Annotated in this window: 15 protein-coding genes; 8 read left to right on the plus strand and 7 right to left on the minus strand. The window is 44.4% G+C overall.

Annotated elements, in window-relative coordinates:
- Window positions 1–240: 240 nt before the first annotated feature.
- Together BLT07_RS18775 and BLT07_RS18780 are read left to right on the plus strand one after the other, a co-directional pair.
- On the plus strand, window positions 241–2,595 hold the full coding sequence (locus BLT07_RS18775) for a glycosyltransferase (protein ID WP_217633355.1): 2,355 nt from the start codon (window positions 241–243) through the stop codon (window positions 2,593–2,595).
- Window positions 2,595–3,602 carry a glycosyltransferase family 4 protein gene (locus tag BLT07_RS18780; protein WP_091873591.1) on the plus strand — a complete coding sequence of 336 codons (1,008 nt, stop codon included), beginning with the start codon at window positions 2,595–2,597 and terminating at the stop codon, window positions 3,600–3,602. Before BLT07_RS18775 ends, BLT07_RS18780 begins: the two co-directional genes overlap by 1 nt.
- A 52-nt stretch (window positions 3,603–3,654) precedes the next feature.
- Here BLT07_RS18780 and BLT07_RS18785 read toward each other — a convergent pair whose 3' ends face one another.
- Window positions 3,655–5,112, minus strand: coding sequence for a glycoside hydrolase family 130 protein (locus BLT07_RS18785; protein ID WP_091873596.1), 1,458 nt, complete (start codon window positions 5,110–5,112; stop codon window positions 3,655–3,657).
- Window positions 5,113–5,791: 679 nt separating this feature from the next.
- Between BLT07_RS18785 and BLT07_RS18790 the strand changes: the two genes are divergently transcribed.
- Window positions 5,792–5,995, plus strand: coding sequence for a hypothetical protein (locus BLT07_RS18790; RefSeq protein ID WP_091873600.1), 204 nt, complete (start codon window positions 5,792–5,794; stop codon window positions 5,993–5,995).
- 28 nt (window positions 5,996–6,023) lie between these two features.
- On the plus strand, window positions 6,024–6,545 hold the full coding sequence (locus tag BLT07_RS18795; RefSeq protein WP_091873603.1) for a DUF421 domain-containing protein: 522 nt from the start codon (window positions 6,024–6,026) through the stop codon (window positions 6,543–6,545).
- Here the strand turns inward: BLT07_RS18795 and BLT07_RS18800 are convergent.
- Window positions 6,542–8,242, minus strand: a complete 1,701-nt coding sequence (locus BLT07_RS18800; protein ID WP_091873605.1) for a PAS domain-containing sensor histidine kinase — start codon at window positions 8,240–8,242, stop codon at window positions 6,542–6,544. The two genes, BLT07_RS18795 and BLT07_RS18800, sit on opposite strands and share 4 nt — an antisense overlap.
- Window positions 8,243–8,248: 6 nt before the next feature.
- Window positions 8,249–8,692 (minus strand): response regulator, encoded by a 444-nt coding sequence (locus BLT07_RS18805; RefSeq protein WP_091873608.1) that lies wholly within the window; start codon window positions 8,690–8,692, stop codon window positions 8,249–8,251.
- Window positions 8,693–9,039: 347 nt separating this feature from the next.
- Between BLT07_RS18805 and BLT07_RS18810 the strand changes: the two genes are divergently transcribed.
- The 4 genes from BLT07_RS18810 (at window position 9,040) to ligD (ending at window position 14,577) form a co-directional block, all read left to right on the plus strand.
- Complete coding sequence (locus BLT07_RS18810; RefSeq protein ID WP_091873611.1) at window positions 9,040–9,579, plus strand: hypothetical protein; 540 nt, start codon at window positions 9,040–9,042, stop codon at window positions 9,577–9,579.
- Window positions 9,580–9,601: 22 nt separating this feature from the next.
- The gene (locus tag BLT07_RS18815; protein ID WP_245726602.1) at window positions 9,602–10,639 is read left to right on the plus strand and encodes an AI-2E family transporter; all 1,038 of its coding nucleotides are present in this window, start codon (window positions 9,602–9,604) and stop codon (window positions 10,637–10,639) included.
- Window positions 10,640–11,373: 734 nt separating this feature from the next.
- Window positions 11,374–12,147 carry a non-homologous end joining protein Ku gene (gene ku, locus BLT07_RS18820; RefSeq protein WP_091873614.1) on the plus strand — a complete coding sequence of 258 codons (774 nt, stop codon included), beginning with the start codon at window positions 11,374–11,376 and terminating at the stop codon, window positions 12,145–12,147.
- A 3-nt stretch (window positions 12,148–12,150) separates the two neighbouring features.
- The gene (ligD, locus tag BLT07_RS18825; RefSeq protein WP_091873617.1) at window positions 12,151–14,577 is read left to right on the plus strand and encodes a DNA ligase D; all 2,427 of its coding nucleotides are present in this window, start codon (window positions 12,151–12,153) and stop codon (window positions 14,575–14,577) included.
- A 60-nt stretch (window positions 14,578–14,637) separates the two neighbouring features.
- Here the strand turns inward: ligD and BLT07_RS18830 are convergent, their stop codons facing one another.
- From BLT07_RS18830 to BLT07_RS18845, 4 genes are all read right to left on the minus strand, one after another.
- Complete coding sequence (locus BLT07_RS18830) at window positions 14,638–15,249, minus strand: hypothetical protein (protein ID WP_139205172.1); 612 nt, start codon at window positions 15,247–15,249, stop codon at window positions 14,638–14,640.
- A 186-nt stretch (window positions 15,250–15,435) separates the two neighbouring features.
- A complete protein-coding gene (locus BLT07_RS18835; RefSeq protein WP_091873622.1) occupies window positions 15,436–15,588 on the minus strand; it encodes a YqaE/Pmp3 family membrane protein in 153 nt (50 codons plus the stop codon).
- A 264-nt stretch (window positions 15,589–15,852) separates the two neighbouring features.
- A complete protein-coding gene (locus tag BLT07_RS18840) occupies window positions 15,853–16,173 on the minus strand; it encodes a four-helix bundle copper-binding protein (protein ID WP_091873625.1) in 321 nt (106 codons plus the stop codon).
- Window positions 16,174–16,312: 139 nt separating this feature from the next.
- Window positions 16,313–17,530: a glycoside hydrolase family 18 protein gene (locus tag BLT07_RS18845; protein WP_091873628.1), complete on the minus strand. Its 1,218-nt coding sequence runs from the start codon at window positions 17,528–17,530 to the stop codon at window positions 16,313–16,315.
- Window positions 17,531–17,608 lie beyond the last annotated feature (78 nt).

Here is a 17,608-nt window from a genome sequence, read left to right on the forward strand (position 1 = left end):
TAAAATGAAAATATCCCATTTGGGAAAGAGCTTTCTGCCTAATTAATTGGGCTACTTTTATATGCAATAGAAATAATCCCAGGGGTATGATTCAGGTAACTTTGCACGGAAGTAGTATAACCTTTTATACGACCCGCATCCGAACGAGCTAATTGTACCATTGAAAATAATTTACGGTGACTTAAAACCCAGTCTTGAGTTAAAATTCCGCTGAAATTAATTCCCCAATAATGAACAAATATGAAGAAGACTATGGAAAGCAAAATCACCTTCGAAAACCGAGTTAAGAAAACAAAAACGGGTATAAGGTCCCTGCCTGACACTAATGTCAATGGTCAGATTGACAAATTGATGTCCGATAAAAGGCATAATCCTAATTTGACGGAAATTATCTGCCTTACTTCATATCCGCCAAGAGAGTGCGGTATCGCCACCTATTCAAAGGATTTGGAAAAGGCCATTATGGATACCTTTGGCGATTCTTTTACGTTTAAGGTTTATCCCTTGGAATCGGGGACTTCGAACCATACGTACCCCAAAAATATCGAGCCTCCCTTGAATACCGATTCCGCCCTCGATTTTCTGAAAGCGGCCTATGCCATCAATGCAAACCCCAAGGTAGGTTTGGTTTTGGTTCAACATGAATTCGGGCTTTTTAAGGGAAACGAACATTCATTCTACGAATTTTTGGATTATCTGGACAAACCTGTGGTAGTTACTTTTCATACGGTACTACCAGATCCGACGCCCGTAATGAAAAACAAGGTATTTACGATTGCCTCGCGATCCGCAGGAATTATTGTCATGACGCGCACCTCAGCCGATATTTTGGAAAAGCAATATGGCATTTCTCCCGATAAGATAAGCGTCATCGCCCATGGTACGCATTTAATTGAATATGAGGACAAACATATCCTTAAAACAAAGTATGATTTAGAGGGCAAAACGGTACTATCCACTTTTGGGTTGTTGGGCCCAGGCAAAAACCTAGAGACTTCATTGTCGGCATTGCCCGGAATAATCGAACGATACCCAGAAGTTATTTTTCTAATTATCGGAAAGACCCACCCCACGATAGTAAAAGAAAATGGGGAGGTCTATCGTGAATTCCTAAAGCAAAAAATCGATGAATTGGGCCTTGGTGATCACGTACGATTTGTGAATCAGTTCGTGCCTACGGATAGTTTGCTCGAATATTTACAACTGACCGATATCTATCTCTTTACTTCAAATGATCCAAATCAGGCGGTCAGTGGAACTTTTGCCTATGCCCTGAGCTGTGGTTGTCCCATAGTTTCAACACCCATACCCCATGCCTTGGAAGTTCTGCAGAACCACGCAGGAGTTTTATTCGATTTTGAGGATTCCCTTCAACTGCAACAATCGGTATTGGAACTGTTGGACGATGAAAAAATCAGGTTCAAAATGAGTCTTAACGGCATGCACACTTCTTCGGGCTCGGCTTGGCAAAATGCAGCGATCGCGCATGTCAAGGTTTTTCAGCAGGCGTTAGATGTGCCGATAAACTTAAGCTACAAAAGACCGCCCATCGATTTGAAGCATCTTAAAAAAATGACCGATGAAGTGGGTATTGTTCAATTCTCGCAACTCAATAGTCCCGATATCGAAAGCGGCTATACCTTAGATGACAATGCCAGGGCCCTGATCGTTATGTGCCAGCATTTCGCTCTGACGGGTAAAAGTTCAGACCTTAAGTATATAACGACCTATTTGAATTTTGTTGAACGTTGTTTTCGTAGTGATGGCACTTTTTTAAATTACGTGGATAAGGAGCGCCAGTTTACCGATCAAAATAACACGGTAAATCTTGATGATGCTTGCGGCAGGGCCATTTGGTCTTTGGGATATCTGCTTTCAATTTCACGGCTTTTGCCAGAGAGTTATCAGCATGTTACCGGAAAGGCACGATTTCTATTCGAAAATGCTTTAGAAACCTTTGAAAATGTGCAGTCACCACGTGCCATTGCGTTTACCATTAAAGGACTCTATTTTTACAATAAGTATGAGAATCGGGAATGTAAGAATACGAATGTAGAAGACCTGGCGGATCGATTGATACGTTTCTATGATAGCGAATCGAACAAAGATTGGCATTGGTTCGAGGGGTATCTCACCTATGGCAACAGTGTACTGCCGCAGGCAATGCTCATGGCTTACGTAATGACCTTGAACCCAAGATATAAAAAAGTGGCGAAGGATTCTTTCGATTTCCTGTTGTCCAAAATTTTTAAGGATGGATCGATCCGAATAATTTCAAATCAAGATTGGCATACGCTCGGTACCGAGAACGATTTCAAATTCAAGGGAGGGGAGCAGCCCATTGATGTTACCTATACTATATTGGCCCTTAACCTTTTCCATACTATCTTTCCTTTAGAGGGGTACGGGCTGCTGATGAAAAATGCCTTTGATTGGTTTTTAGGAAGAAACCCGCTCGGCCAAATGGTCTATAACCCATGTACGGGCGGATGCTATGATGGGTTGGAACTGCATAACGTCAATCTAAATCAAGGCGCGGAATCTACCATCAGCTACCTCTTGGCCCGAATATGCCTATCCAACTTTAAGGATTGATGCGGATCGCCATTTTATCGTCCATTGCTTGGCGAACGCCACCTAGAAGGTATGGGCCATGGGAACTGGTAGCATCGACAATCGCCGAAAGTTTGGTGGCTAAAGGGTTTGACGTTACTCTGTTCGCGACCGGCGATTCGAGGACTTCGGGAAAACTGGACGCGATATGTCCAAAACCCTATGAAGAAGATAGAAATATGGACCCCAAGGTTTGGGAGAGCCTTCATATCAGTAACTTGATGGAAAAGGCCAATACTTTTGACATTATTCATAATCATTTTGATTTCCTACCCTTGACCTATTCTCGGCTTATCGATACGCCAATGGTGACCACTATACACGGTTTTTCTTCCGAAAAGATCATTCCCGTTTACAAAAAATACAATCCATCAGCGACCTATATTTCTATTTCGGATGCCGATCGACATCCCGATTTAAACTATTATCGCACTATCTATCACGGTATCGATTCCGAAATGTTTGAGTTCAATGAGCGTAAGGCGGATTATCTACTTTCCTACGGACGGATACATCCCGATAAAGGTACACTCGAAGCCATTCAAATTGCCAATGCAGCCGGATATCCCATCAAAATCGCAGGACTCATCCAGGACCAAGGGTATTTCGATACCCAAATTGCGCCTCTTTTAAATGATGGGGATGTTACGTATCTGGGAAATTTGGACCAATCACATGGCAATGAACTCTTGGGCAGGGCAAAAGCATTACTGCATCCTATTTCATTCGACGAACCCTTCGGATTAAGTGTTGCCGAAGCTATGATGTGCGGAACTCCTGTGATTGCTTTCAACAGAGGAAGTATGGCCGAACTAATCGCTCACGGAAAGTCCGGCTTTTTGGTCAGAAACGTACCCGAGGCGGTGGAAGCTTTAAAGGTGGTAAAAGACTTGGACCCATTTTTTTGTAGGGCGTATGCCAAGGAAAAATTCAGTATCCATAAGATGCTTTCAGAATATATACAGGTTTTCGAGGATATTGCCAGGTAGAAGAACGATAAACAAATGAAATTTAAAAGCCTACCAAACCCAATTGGATCCCTCAACTTTTCAGGGCATTCATCAGCTCTTCCATTTCAACAGTGGCGTAGGAGGATGAATAGTCCGAAACTGCATACGGCAACACCAAACTGCCGTTGTTGATCATCGACCCACAGGAATAGACCACATTGGGCACATAGCCCTCCCGTTCCTCCTCAAGAGGTGTGAGTAAAGGTCTTGCTAATCTTCCGATTTCTTTCGTCGGATCGTCCAGGTCAAAAAGGGATGCCCCGATACAGTATCGGCGCATGGGTCCCACACCGTGGGTTATCACCAGCCAGCCTTCTTCCGTATATAAAGGTGCGCCACAATTACCGATCTGGGTAAACTCCCATGGATATTTTGGCTCCTGGATTTTGATTGGGTCGTTCCAAAGCGTATTTCGATCGGAATACATCAAATAATTATTGACGCCATCGACCCTTGCCAAAACGGCATATTTACCGTTGATCTTCTTCGGGAACAGTGCAAAGTTCTTGTTCTGTGCCGCTTTTCCGTGCATGGGCATGATACGGAAGGTGGTAAAGTCATCCGTCGATAACAGCTTTGGCAATATGGTACGTCCATCATATGCGGTATAGGTCGCATATATTTTGATCGAGCCATCGTCTTCGGTAAAGCGAACGAAACGCGCATCTTCGATACCTCTGCTTTCAGATGGGGAAATCGGGAATATTACCCGTTCAGAGATATCGGAATCACGACTAAATTCAATATCGTAATACGAATCGACCAACCATGTAATTTCTTCCAATGCAAGGCGCTGGTCTATACTTATACCATTGGCCAGCACCTTGTTTACCGCCACGGTCAGTTGGTGATACTCGAAATGGTCGGGCAAATCTTCCATGATCGATGAGGAATATTGCTTTGATATGTTCATCTCCTGAAGCTTTCGGACAAATCGACCCTTATCGTAGGATTTTTTTTGAACGATATTGGCCATATCGATATGGTTTCTGACCCGGTTTGGATGAAAATTGTTACTGGCATCCAATATCCCCCGACGGAACACAATAGATGAGAGATGGCCCTCACCTGTTGCCCGGAAGGATATAATGACACGCTTTTCGCCTTTCGCCAGAAAAGATTGGTCGAAATCCTCTATAATCGAAGGATTGAACATGGCAGCCGATTCTATGGAATATTCCATGGTGGCATAAGAGCCGATCAGCAGTTTTTCTTCTTGCGAAAATCTGCTTTCATCTATTCCCAAATACGCTATAGGCCCTCTGTGTTCCTCAAAATGGCGTAGGAAAATTTGGGAAATATTACGATGACGGCCCGCAAATTCCCTTAGTGTATGTTCCAGTTCCCTGTTGACCGCCTGAGGGTCCAAAGCTCTGACACGCTTGATCAATTCATGGGTACGTTTTTCACCATTGTTGAAAAATCGAGCCACTACACGACTTGAATCGGGATAAAAATTGACGTTTTTTCTTTGTACTGAAATATGCATAAACAAGGGTTTGGAATCTCGATGTGAGCGTTTACGGTTTGATACGATTTTAGGACCTGTCAAAAATAGGAATAATTAAAATTCGGAATTGATCTGTGGCAAAATTATTATCGGCAAAATGGAATCGGTCAATTCGGAATTCGAAAGAAGATTTGAGGATAGTCTGGCATGAATACATCTAAATTTACCTTTTGGTCCTTTAAAATAGCATTTGAACTATTCATTGTATTCAATGTGCTAAATGGCCTCAATATATTGTACTAATTTTGAAAGATATGTAAAATAGTACTATGGGATTTTGGAACAATCCGAAGAAGCAAAACACTCTATTTTGGACAATTATAGCCATTGTGGCCCTGATTATATATTGGATTGCCCCATGACCGTTCTAACAGGAATTCGTATTTATAAAGTTAGTATTGGTAATTGTTGCGCACTTTGACAATCCTGAATTTTACGGGCATGTTTTAACAATTGTTCCTACCCCTGCTGCAAATACCGGTATTGGATAATCTCATTGTCGATTCCATCTTTTTTCACCATTGCTGCTGGGATAGTCCTTTCGCCAGCCGAAATCGCAAGAGGTATCTTGACCATGGCCTTCTAGCGAAACGAACTTGCCGGAGAAAGGCAATTACATTTTGGGCTATTCCGATGACAATAACTTAAATACAAAATTATGAACGAGGATTTAGGAAAAGAGAGGATGAAGGCGAGCGAGAGCGCCCCTATGCCTACCAAACAAAAGAACGACGGCAAGGTACGTAACCAGACTACCGAGGTTCCAAAGAACAGGTTCCCGTGGACAACGATTATCGTAGTAATTGCGTTCGTTGTTCTTATTGCCATAGTGGTAGGTGTCCTTCAACTGGGAAGCTCGTAGTCATGGGCTTTCGTAATCTAAAATACGAATGGAAAAATTGTTTGATATAACTTGGAACTCGGTCGGCCTGATAGCGTTCAGCGCCCTAGGCATCTATTTATCCGTAATCATTATGACGCGGATATGTGGCAAGCGAAGCTTTTCCAAGATGTCAAGTTTCGATTTTGCCATGACCGTGGCAGTGGGTTCGATTATTGCGACGACCGTGCTTTCGCAATCGGTCAGCATGTTGCAGGGCATAACCGGTCTGGTCGTGGTATATCTACTGCAAATCGGGGCCGCCCTGGTTCGTAGGAATAAAAAAATACGTCAACTCATGGACAATTCCCCGTTGTTGCTTATGGACGGGGCGACCATTCTAGAGGATAACCTTCGAAAGGCGAGGGTCACCCGTGGCGATCTTCGCTCTAAACTAAGGGAAGCGAACGTCACGCGATTGTCTCAGGTAAGAGCGGTCGTTTTCGAGACCACAGGGGATATTTCCGTCCTCCATGAGAAAGATGACGGAGAATTGGACCTTTGGTTGTTGAAGGATGTCGAAAGGGATTAAGACGGATTGGTTCCCATCGCATTGTGTTCCAAAAAAGCCTTGTCCCGCATCGGTATGTAGATGTTGAAATCCGCCCCCCGGCCAGGTTCCCCGTGGGCCGTAACGAAGCCTCCGTGGTTTTCGGCGATCTTTTTCACGATAGCGAGGCCTACACCGGTGCCCCTGTAATTGTCCCGGCCGTGCAAACGCTGGAAAACTTCGAATATCTTTTCCGAAAATCCGTTCTCAAAACCGATTCCGTTGTCGGACACCCTGATATGAACGTATTCTATTTCCGGTACCGCCCTGCTATCAGCAATTTCTGACGAACGGACAGGACTTGCAGAAATTTCTATGACCGGTGCCGTATCCTTGTCGACGTATTTAAGGGAATTGGATATTAGGTTGTAAAGCAGCTGCCTGAACTGGAAGAGCACGACCACGATATCGCATGAACTTTCTAGGTTTACAATGGCGTTCTTAAAAGCAATTTCGTCGGTGAGGTCGTCCTTTACCTCGTTTACAATGGTACGAAGTTCGGTAGTCTCGAAATTTCGCTCCTCCATGTCCAGTCGGGAGTAGGCCAAAAGGTCGTTGATGAGTACCTGCATCCGCTTTGCGGCCGACTGCATCCTGTCAAACTTTTCCTTCCCCTTTTGGGATAGCCGATTATATTCGCTGGCAAGCAGAATGGAACAAAAGGTCTGTATCTTCCTCAGCGGCTCCTGAAGGTCGTGGCTCGAGATATAGGCGAACGACTGCAGTTCCTTATTGGATTTTTCCAGCTCGTTATTGGAGTCGGCCAGTTCCTTGGTGCGCATACCCACCTCTTTCCTCAGCTGTTCCGAGAAGGTCTTCTGCCGGTGCACGTTCATCCCCGTACCGATAAAACCGGTGAGCGTCCCATCCTCGAACCTTGGTACCCCTTTTACAGTGAACCATTCGTAGAGACCCGTTTCCGCGCTGCGGACCCGGTAGTCGACCGAAAAGCCACTTCGCTTTTCGGCCGCTTTCGAAAACGCCTCGGTAACGATTTTAAGGTCTTCTGGGTGCACTATATGCTGCCAGACCTGGCCCGTAAAATCCGAAATGTTTTCTAAGCCGATATAATCGAGAAGGTCACGGTTGGCATATTCGACGTTGATCTCTGCGTCGGTCATCCAAATCCACATCGGTGACTGGTCTGCCAGCCCGCGAAAGCGCTGTTCGCTTTCGGTCAGCCGCTCGTTGGCCAGAACGGCATCTGTGGTCTCGGTACATACGGTCAGCACCCCGGCGGGATTGCCGGAACCATCCCTTACGGGACTATAACAGAACGTCCAATACACATCCTCTATTCGCCCGTTCCTGAAAATCGGAAGCAATAGGTCCTCGTTCCATATCGGAATGCCCTTCTCCATGACCTGTTTGAGCATGGGGCCTATGTCGTCCCATATCTCCGGCCATGACTCTCGCCCCCCTTTTCCCAGAATGGAAGGGTGCTTTCCATTATTTCCAAGGCTTGGCCGGTACGCATCGTTATAGAAACAATAATGGCCATCGCCCCAAAAAAGAAACATTGGGAACAGGGAGTTCAACATGATATCGAGAGTGGCGCGAAGGCTTTGGGGCCAATTTTGGGGCGGGCCCAAAGGGGTGGCCGACCAGTTTTTTTCACGATGTAGTGTAGCCATTTCACCGCTGCCGTCGAGAAAATAAAGGTTATCATTGTCTAACATGGGATATCAGGAATAGATTACGAAATCTTGCTTTGCGACAGGGCCCTTCCCGTCGCGCATTAGGGACTCGATACCCATAAGTATGACCTGTTTCAATTTGTCGTAGCTACCGGGCTTACGGATGTAATGATCTGCACCCTCCTCATGAAGACGGTCCGCGGTCAAAGGGTCAAATGAGGTGGAATAAACAACGATTCTTATATCTTTCAGTCCATGGTCTGCGCGAATCCGTTCGAGGCATTCCCGGCCGGACATAAGGGGCATGTTCAGGTCGAGGAAAATAATATCGGGGCGGACCCTGCCATCCGCAAGCCTTTGCAAGGCCTCCAGCCCGGTACCCACATGTTCGAAACTCGCGCCAATGTCAAGGTCTTCCAGGGCCTCCTCGAAGAACATTCGGTCGTCGGCATCGTCGTCAACCAAAAGGATGTGTACAATATCAGGTCTCATGGGTAAATCAAGTTTACAAATTTAAAATATTTTGTTAAAAGAGATTGTATTTTTTAACATTGATAAGACCGGTATAAGGAGAAAATCCATATCGATAATGATGATATTGATTTCAATCGGGTCATTTTGTACAAAACCCATGGTTTAAATTTACATTTCATAAGGGTTCAGGGAAATAATCAGTGATTATTAATCGTGATATCGTCAATTGTATTAAAGAACGTTTGGATAGAATTAAAAATTCTAGTGGTTAAGAGACTATATTTGACGGATCTTTTAAACAACCTCTGATTTCTCTTAACCTGCAGTTTGCATTTCTATATTAATTCTTTAATGATACGTTGACCATGGAATTTACCGATTATACGAAGCGCGCAATTCTGGGTGGAATTCTGGCTTTGGGAGTTATTGGCCTCGGTACTTTCATGCTGGGGCATTTGAGCGGATATGAGGCTAAGGAGCTCATAAAAGTCAGCATAGGGGGCCTTAATACGCTGTGTAATACTATTGTTCTGGCTTCCGCTACGATATTGGCCCTTATGCTTACCCTTTTGGGCGTCAGTTCGGGTACTTCTTCCCGGCTCAAGGAGGACCATTACAACAATATTATGCGGATAGCGAAAGTGGATACGGTAATATTCGTTGTGGCTCTTTTGTCGTTCCTTTTGTTCAACCTGCCGGTTACCGAGAGCGAGAACATCCCTGCAAACTGGTTCAATGTGATCTACTACATTACCTTGGGTGTCAGTACTGTACTGAGTTCCGCCCTGATAACCGTTGTTCTAATGCTATATAGCACAATAGTCAATATCATCAAAATTGTCGGACTTGGGATGAAAGACCATCCTTTGGTAAGCACTGATGAGGAAAGTAGAGATAAGAAATAAAGAACCCAGTAAATTGGAAAAAATGATGAAAGACGATAAAATTGACATATCCGGAAAGTATCTATTGAAGGCGGTTCTGTTACTTTCTGGGATATGGGTAATCCTTTTCTATGGTTCTGCGCTCGTACTCCCTTTACTTGTGGCCGCTATAATTGCAACGCTTTTGAACAGGCCGACCGAAAAATTGAAAAAATGGGGCTTTCCCGATTGGTTGGCAATGACCGTTTCCCTCATTTTAACGGGCATCGTCCTATTGTTGTTGTTTTGGCTGGTTTCGTCCCAGATTGGCAATATGGCCGATGAATGGTCCACCATCAAGGAGAAGGCCACTGAAAAATACGGTTTCTTCAGTGAATGGGCTAAACGGACCATTCAAATCGATCCGGCCCGGTTCGTCGATAACAACATTGATCTAACGGACAGGTTGAAAAGCATTTCGAAAATTTTCATTGCGTCGTTCACCGACCTGTTGACCCAATCGTTCATCATCCTGATCTACACTATACTATTTTTGATGCAGAAGCGGATGTTCATGCGGTTCTTCAAAAAATTGGTCAAAAATGACAACGCCGGATCCAAAATCTTATCGGGTTCATCACGCATCATCGGTAATTATATGTTCGGTAAAGGCATCATAATGGTCTTCCTATTTATCGTCTATTATTTGGGGTTCACCTTTGGTCAAGTGCCCTTTGCCCTTTTCCTGGCGTTGTTCGCCGCGCTGTTTTCGATCATCCCATATGTCGGGAACCTCATAGGCGGCGGGGTCGCCATAATCCTGGCCTATCTGTATTCAGGGGGAACCCCCGCGCTTATCGTAATTGCCGTTATCTGTGTGGCACAGCTACTCGAAAACTATATCCTCACGCCATGGATTATTGGAGACAAGGTTGACCTGAATCCATTTATCACGATATTCGGGGTAATTCTGCTTTCCGTTCTCTGGGGGATGGTCGGCGCCATAATCGCTTTGCCTGTTCTTGGCGTGCTGAAGGTCTTGTTTCAGCATACCGACGGCATGGAGCCATACACCTACCTTTTAAAAAAGCATGAAAAGTAACCCATTTTCATTTTGAGCCAAAAAGGATATGCCCATTAAGAAGAAGTACTATTGGTCATCGCGGTCATATGGGTAATTTATAAGGTCGTCACGGGGTTCAAACTTCGGTATTCATCTTCGCAAATATCATATGGGCCGTTTATATATACCCGTTCGATATTTTTTGGAGCTACATAATGGTAGTTCTTCTCTTCCAAGCCTCGTTTATCAGACTATTCAAATTTTTACCTATTTCAAAACGCACCGAAACAGGTAATAAAGTATAAGAGGGGAAGATGAAAGACGAAATTTCGATATTGCCGAGCTACGTTCCGATGCATAATAGGGAATATAAAAATTGTTCGACCTAGCCATTACAAGGGATCCGGACTTCCTCCTCTCCTATAATGCAAATTACCCATTGTTGAGATAGCCATCTGATGATGTATTCCGCAGCGAAGATTTCATGTTGATAGAAATTGCGAGGAGAAAGACACATAGGCTCCGACCCTAGAAACAAAATCGGTATAAATCCAGTATTGACTCTACAATAAAATCGGTGCTGACCCATTCGATAATTTTTCAATAGTAGCGCTAACGGTAGATTTACGACCTGTAATGGTTATCGGTCGGTACAAATGCCGATAATTGTTTAAATTAGACAAACAATACTCGATGAGATTCATTCTAGTATAACCTATAGAAATACTATTGGAAGGCAGAACATCGGACAGGTTAACCTTTAAAATAAAAGCATGAGATCAATTTGGAACGGCTCAATTAGTTTCGGTCTGGTATCCATACCTATAAAACTGTTTTCAGGATCCGAGGATCGCGCCTTGGACCTTGATATGTTAGACAGCCATGATGGGGAACGTATCCGCTATAAAAGGGTCAACGAAAAAACAGGCGCGGAGGTCGAATGGAAGGATATCGTGAAGGGTTATAAGAAAGACGACAAATATATCATCTTGGAAAAAGAGGATTTCGAGAACGCCAACATGAAAAAAAGCAAGACTATCGATATCGAGCAGTTCATCGAAGAAAGCGAGGTGGCCGATGTGCTGTTCAAAAAACCCTATTTCGTAAAGCCACAAAAGGGAGGGGAAAAATCGTATTCCCTATTGCGCGACACACTAAAAAAGACCAAAAAACTGGGAGTAGCCACTTTCGTAATGCGCCAAAAGGAACATCTTTCCTTAATGGGAGTTTATAAGGATGCCCTGGTATTACACGTTATCCGTTTCGAAGACGAAATCAGGGATACCACGGAGTTAGAGCTTCCCAAAGAAAAACCCGCAAAGAAGGAACTTGAAATGGCAATCTCACTTGTAGAACAATATACTGAAAAGTTCAACTTCGGCAAATTCAAGGACGTATATAACAAACAATTGTTGAAGATAATCGAATCTAAGGGATCCGGTAAAAAGGCCAAGTCCGAAAAATTCGAATCCAAGGCGACCCCTGCCAAGGATCTGATGGCGCAGTTAAAGGCCAGTCTTGAAAAACGGAAAAAAACGGCATCCTAAGAAGTGGTCCACAAGGAATACAACGACAAAAGGGACTTTTCGAAGACGCCCGAACCCCAAGGGTCCGATGCTTCCGCGACGGGCTCCCATCGTTTCGTGATTCAACGGCACCGGGCCAGAAAACTACATTATGACCTGCGGCTGGAAATCGATGGTACATTGAAAAGCTGGGCGGTACCCAAAGGACCGTCCATGAACCCCAATGATAAACGATTGTCTGTCCGGACCGAGGACCATCCCCTAAAATATCTTCATTTTCACGGTACGATCCCTAAAGGCAACTACGGGGCGGGCGAAATGGGCATATGGGATTCGGGCAACTTCGATATCGATACGACGGAAAACGATCTTGGCGCCCTACAACAGTTCCAAAAAGGAAATCTGAAACTTCTAATGCACGGCCAAAAAATAAAAGGACGTTTCGCATTGGTCAGAACGGGGGAGCACGGCGGAAAGGAAAGTTGGCTTCTTATCAAAAAGAAGGACGCATTTTCCACCGATCTGTTCTATGATGCCGAGGCTTTGGTCGAACCTTCCCAACAACCTTCTAAAAAGTATTCAAAGGAAATCGCTCCCGGACAAATAGTACAGCCCATGTTGGCCGGATCGGCCAAGGAAATCTTCAATGATCCCGAATGGATATATGAACTCAAGTGGGACGGCTACAGGGTGCTGGCACACATTTCAAACAAAGGAGTGCTGCTACAATCTAGAAATGGCATACGTTTGAACGGCAAGTTTCCCGAACTGGCCAGAGATCTAGAAAATCTGGAGCATGACACCATTCTCGACGGTGAGGTCACCGTGCTGGACGAAAATGGGGTATCTCGATTCGGCGAGCTACAAAATTGGCCAGATACTAAGGGCACTTTACGGTTTTATGTGTTCGACATGCTCTACCTGAACGGTCATGGTATGTTAGACCTGTCGCTTTTGGACCGAAAAAGCCTAATTCCCGATGTAATCGAAGGGCTCCATCTGACGCAGTATTGCGATCATATCGTGGGCATGGGCTCCGCGCTTTTCGATAAAGCCATCGGGGAAGGCATGGAAGGGGTCATGGCAAAAACTGCCGATTCCAATTATGTTCCGGGAGCCCGCACCGAAAAATGGCTGAAAATCAAGTCCGTTGAAAGCGAAGATGCCCTTATCTGCGGCTATACCGATTCGACGACCGGCGGGGCGGCCTTCGGTTCCCTGATCTTGGGAAAGTCGGACGGCGAAAAACTCAAGTATATCGGTAATTGCGGATCGGGATTCAGCGAAGCCTACCGGACCGAACTTTTGGAAACCTTTGGGCGTTACCGAACAAAAGAAAACCCGTTCGGTAAAAAATTGGCCCTGAAGGGAAGAAAACCGAATTGGATGGCGCCTGTATTGGAGTGCGAGGTAAACTATTCGGAACGCACCAAGAACGGTCTGCTCCGCAACCCTGTATTCAAAAGGTTGTTCAATGCACCGGAAATTTCCAAGGCAACTACCGGAACGCGCATCTTAAAATCAGAAACCGGATCGGGTTCAAGGGAAATTATCAAAATCGATGGGCTAGACGTTTCCATTAGCAATCTGGAAAAAATGTATTGGCCAACGTCGGGATATACAAAATATGACCTGATTGATTATTACCTGCAGGTTTCCGATACCATGGTACCCTATCTTAGGAATAGGCCCCAGAGCCTTCATCGGCATCCCAATGGAATTCTGGAGGAAAGTTTTTTCCAAAAGGACAATGAAAATGTTCCCGAATGGATGCAGACCGTTACCATCCATTCAAAGTCCTCTGAACGGGATATCGATTATCTGCTCTGTCAGAATACGGCCTCTTTGATCTACATGGCGAATCTGGGTTGTATCGAAATTCATCCTTGGAATTCAAGTACCACCGATTTGGACCGACCGGATTACGGGATAATCGATTTGGATCCTCCCCAAGGAATGGATTTTAAAAATGTGGTCAAAGTTGCCCTGACCGTACACCAAGTTCTGAAGGAAGCCGATATTGAAGGCTATTGCAAAACTTCCGGGGCTAAGGGCCTGCATGTATATTTACCGATGGGAGGCAATTACAGGTATGAAGAGGTCCGGAATTTCATAAAGCTCATCTGTTATTTTGTTCAGCAGCGGATCCCCGATATTACCACGATGGAACGCCGGATAAAGAACCGGGAAGGGAAGATTTACCTGGACTTTCTTCAGAACCGGAAAGGGCAAACGGTCGCAGCTCCTTATTCAGTGCGTCCCGTGGAAGGCGCACAAGTTTCCGCCCCCTTACACTGGGGCGAAGTGGAGTACGGGCTCGGGGCCTCCCATTTTACGATAAAAAATATGGCGCAACGTCTGGCCAAAGAAGGTGATCTGTTCGCTCCGGTGCTTGAAGCAGGCATAGATATGGGAACGGCCCTGGAAAGTCTCGAAAATATGGAAGATTAAGAAATATTGAAGACTGAGATCAAGAAGTTTAGATGTTGTTTTGATAAGTTAATAAGGGATTTAATTTTTAAATGGTTCAAGTAGCGCCTGTGTGAACCCAAGCCAATTTAAGTTGCCTATTCCCAGCTTACTACCAATAGCTACTGCCTTGTTCCGTATGGTATCCATTACTGGAACCGTTGAAGTGTTTTCTATCTCATTTCTACCATGGACCTCAGCATAGATACAGGTTCCGACGCGTCTTACGATAAATGTACTGCTCGCTTCCCCATTGTAGAAATGGGCCACGGTACCATCGGTACATTTGGGTGCCGGACACGGCCTGACGGACAAAAGTAGGAAAGGAGCGCCCTGTTCCGCCTCCCCGGTTTGAATCGCTACTATTTTGGTCCAATCGTAACCTCCACCACTAGGGTTGCCTATACCGGGAACTTCTATTCTAATCAGGTTTCCCTTTTTGACAACACTGGTCGGCTGTTGGGTCTTGCCATCGAACAAAGCAAATTCCGCCTTTATTTTATCGGAGAATGTGTGCCATTCATTTACAGATGTTAATCGCTCCTGAAGTTTTTTATAACAATCGATGGCTATATCAACGTTATCCGTACAGTGCATACTGACCGTATCGTGGCAGCCTCCTTGTATTTGATTTGGTATATTTGGATGCAACATCTTGTTTTATATGGAGGTGGGATTAAAACCGAATGCATACCGATATGGCATACCTAAGTTTTCAAATTATTAGATATGGCTTTGGTTCGGTGACTCACAAAAGTAATTTTGTTTTGAAAACAATAGCACTAAAAACTATCGATTAATAAACCAACAGCTAATCAGTTTAATGACCACAGCAAATTCTTAACCGTTCACTATAAAAGCATGTATTATCCCTGGTAACCAGGCCAGTGCTGTCAATAATATGCTGATAAGGAACGCCGATCCAAATCCGTGGTTCAAAAATACCGCCAAGGGCGGCAAAAGAATGTTTAAAATAACTGTTGTTAAGGACATTTTCGTGGTTTAAGTTTTAATATTAGTTTATGACTTCGGAAAAATCGAGTACAGGTGTTTCCATCCAAAAATAAAATTATCTATTCATTTGTTTGATTATTTTGCGACTTGCCCCGTCCTTATCGATTAATACGGCATAATTGGGTAAACCGAAAATGCCTTAAAAATGCGGCACCTTCTCCCAAAGGAAATAAAGGAAAATTACTATACCGGACGTAACGAGTATATTGGTTACTTTATAGTTATTGGTCTCAAAACTAAATTTCAAATGGAAAATTCGCTGCAGGCCGCCGCACACGTTCTACATACTTCCGCACAATCCTTACAATGTTGATGCTCGTGTTTTGAACATTCATCGGCACAGGTTTGGCAAATTTTTCTACAATAATCCACCAGCCCCTGAACGTCATCATAAGAGGTCGCCAGTACTTGCGCTAACGTGCTGCATACTTCGGCACATACGCGATCCATCCGTATACAATTCTTCATCATCGCCACGTTTTCTTCGTCCAGACATGCATCCGCGCAATAATTACAGTGATTAATACAATTACCTAAGGCATGAATTAATTTTTCATTTCTCATGATTTGAGTTTTTTGGTGATAGGTGTCGTACGCAAGATCTACTAATTCAAAATCTTTAACCTATTAAAATTAACGTGTTTACCGTTCACCAAATAGCTCAAATACGATTTAAAGTGTTACAAAAGGATTTTGGCTGTTTTCACTCTTGTGCGGCCTCATATATTGCGTCGAGCAGACTTCCCTCTTCCTTGGTATCATTCCCCAATTCCCAGAACATAATGCCGCCCAAGCCTTTTGCCTTGACGTATTCGGTTTTTTGCGCTACTGACACCGTATCGTCATAGGAGACCATTAAGCTATCCACTGAATTGTACATAAATGGTGCTTTGGCGCTATCATCCCAATAGCGCTGAAAATCAGGGTCCGGTTCATAAGATTTTCGAATCTGGTGATAGGGGATCCACCCAATATGGATGCCTCCGCTTTTCTGGTACAGTCCGTGGTTTTCCGGCGGCACACCTTTCCAGACCCTGCCGTAGAAGGCGCCTCCAATCACTATCTGTTTCGGATCGACACCTTCTTTGATCAGAAAATCCACAATTTTTTGTGACGAGCGCGGATGGGGATCGGAATTGGCACCCGTCTGATACAAGCTGTCTAGATAATCATGGAACGGGGTACCTGTGATATTTTGACTACGGACGTCCCTTAACGGCGTATGATGTCCCGTATATTCGGATACCCCGGATACCTGGTCATAAGTCATTACGTTGGTGTAATCGGCATATTTCATTACCTCGCCCATTTCGATGTGATCATAGTACCGCTTCCAGCCTGCCGAGGCGAAGGTAAGTACCTTGGGTGTCTTAAAGGTGTCCAGCATCCCGCGAAGGCCCTTCATAAGGGCAGTGAAATTTTGAGTGTCTCCTTCACGCGCCATGGTACCGGCACCAGATATTCCCGGATACTCCCAGTCCATGTCCATACCGTCTAGCTGATACCTCTTTATAAATTCCGAGGCACTATTAATAAATTTTGTGCGGCTCTCTTCGGTCAGCGCCATGTCCGAAAATCCATCAGCGCCCCACCCGCCACAAGCGATCATTACTTTTAAATCCGGATTGCGTTTCTTTTGCCTGACAAGGGCCTCCAGCTTTGGCCCCGCTACCTCCGGCTTTCTCAATCTCATTTCCCCGTCTATCACATTAGTGAAAGAGAAGATGATATGGGTAAGCTTTTCGACAGGAATCTCTTCCGGCTCAAAATTACGTTCTGGTACATAATAAGCCATAATTAACGGTTCGGGCAAGGTTTCAGCATCCAGAGATTCTTGAGTCTGCTGCTTTGATAAGGGTGAACAAACCAGAATAAAAATCAGGATAATAAACGGTGATAGAATTACGTTTTTCCGGTCCATTTAATTTTTTTTGTCTTGAAAGATTATTTCATTAAGATAGCCAATCATACAATTATTTCATTAAGATAGCGAAATAAA

It is taken from the genome of Pricia antarctica (assembly GCF_900101815.1).
GTDB lineage: Bacteria > Bacteroidota > Bacteroidia > Flavobacteriales > Flavobacteriaceae > Pricia > Pricia antarctica.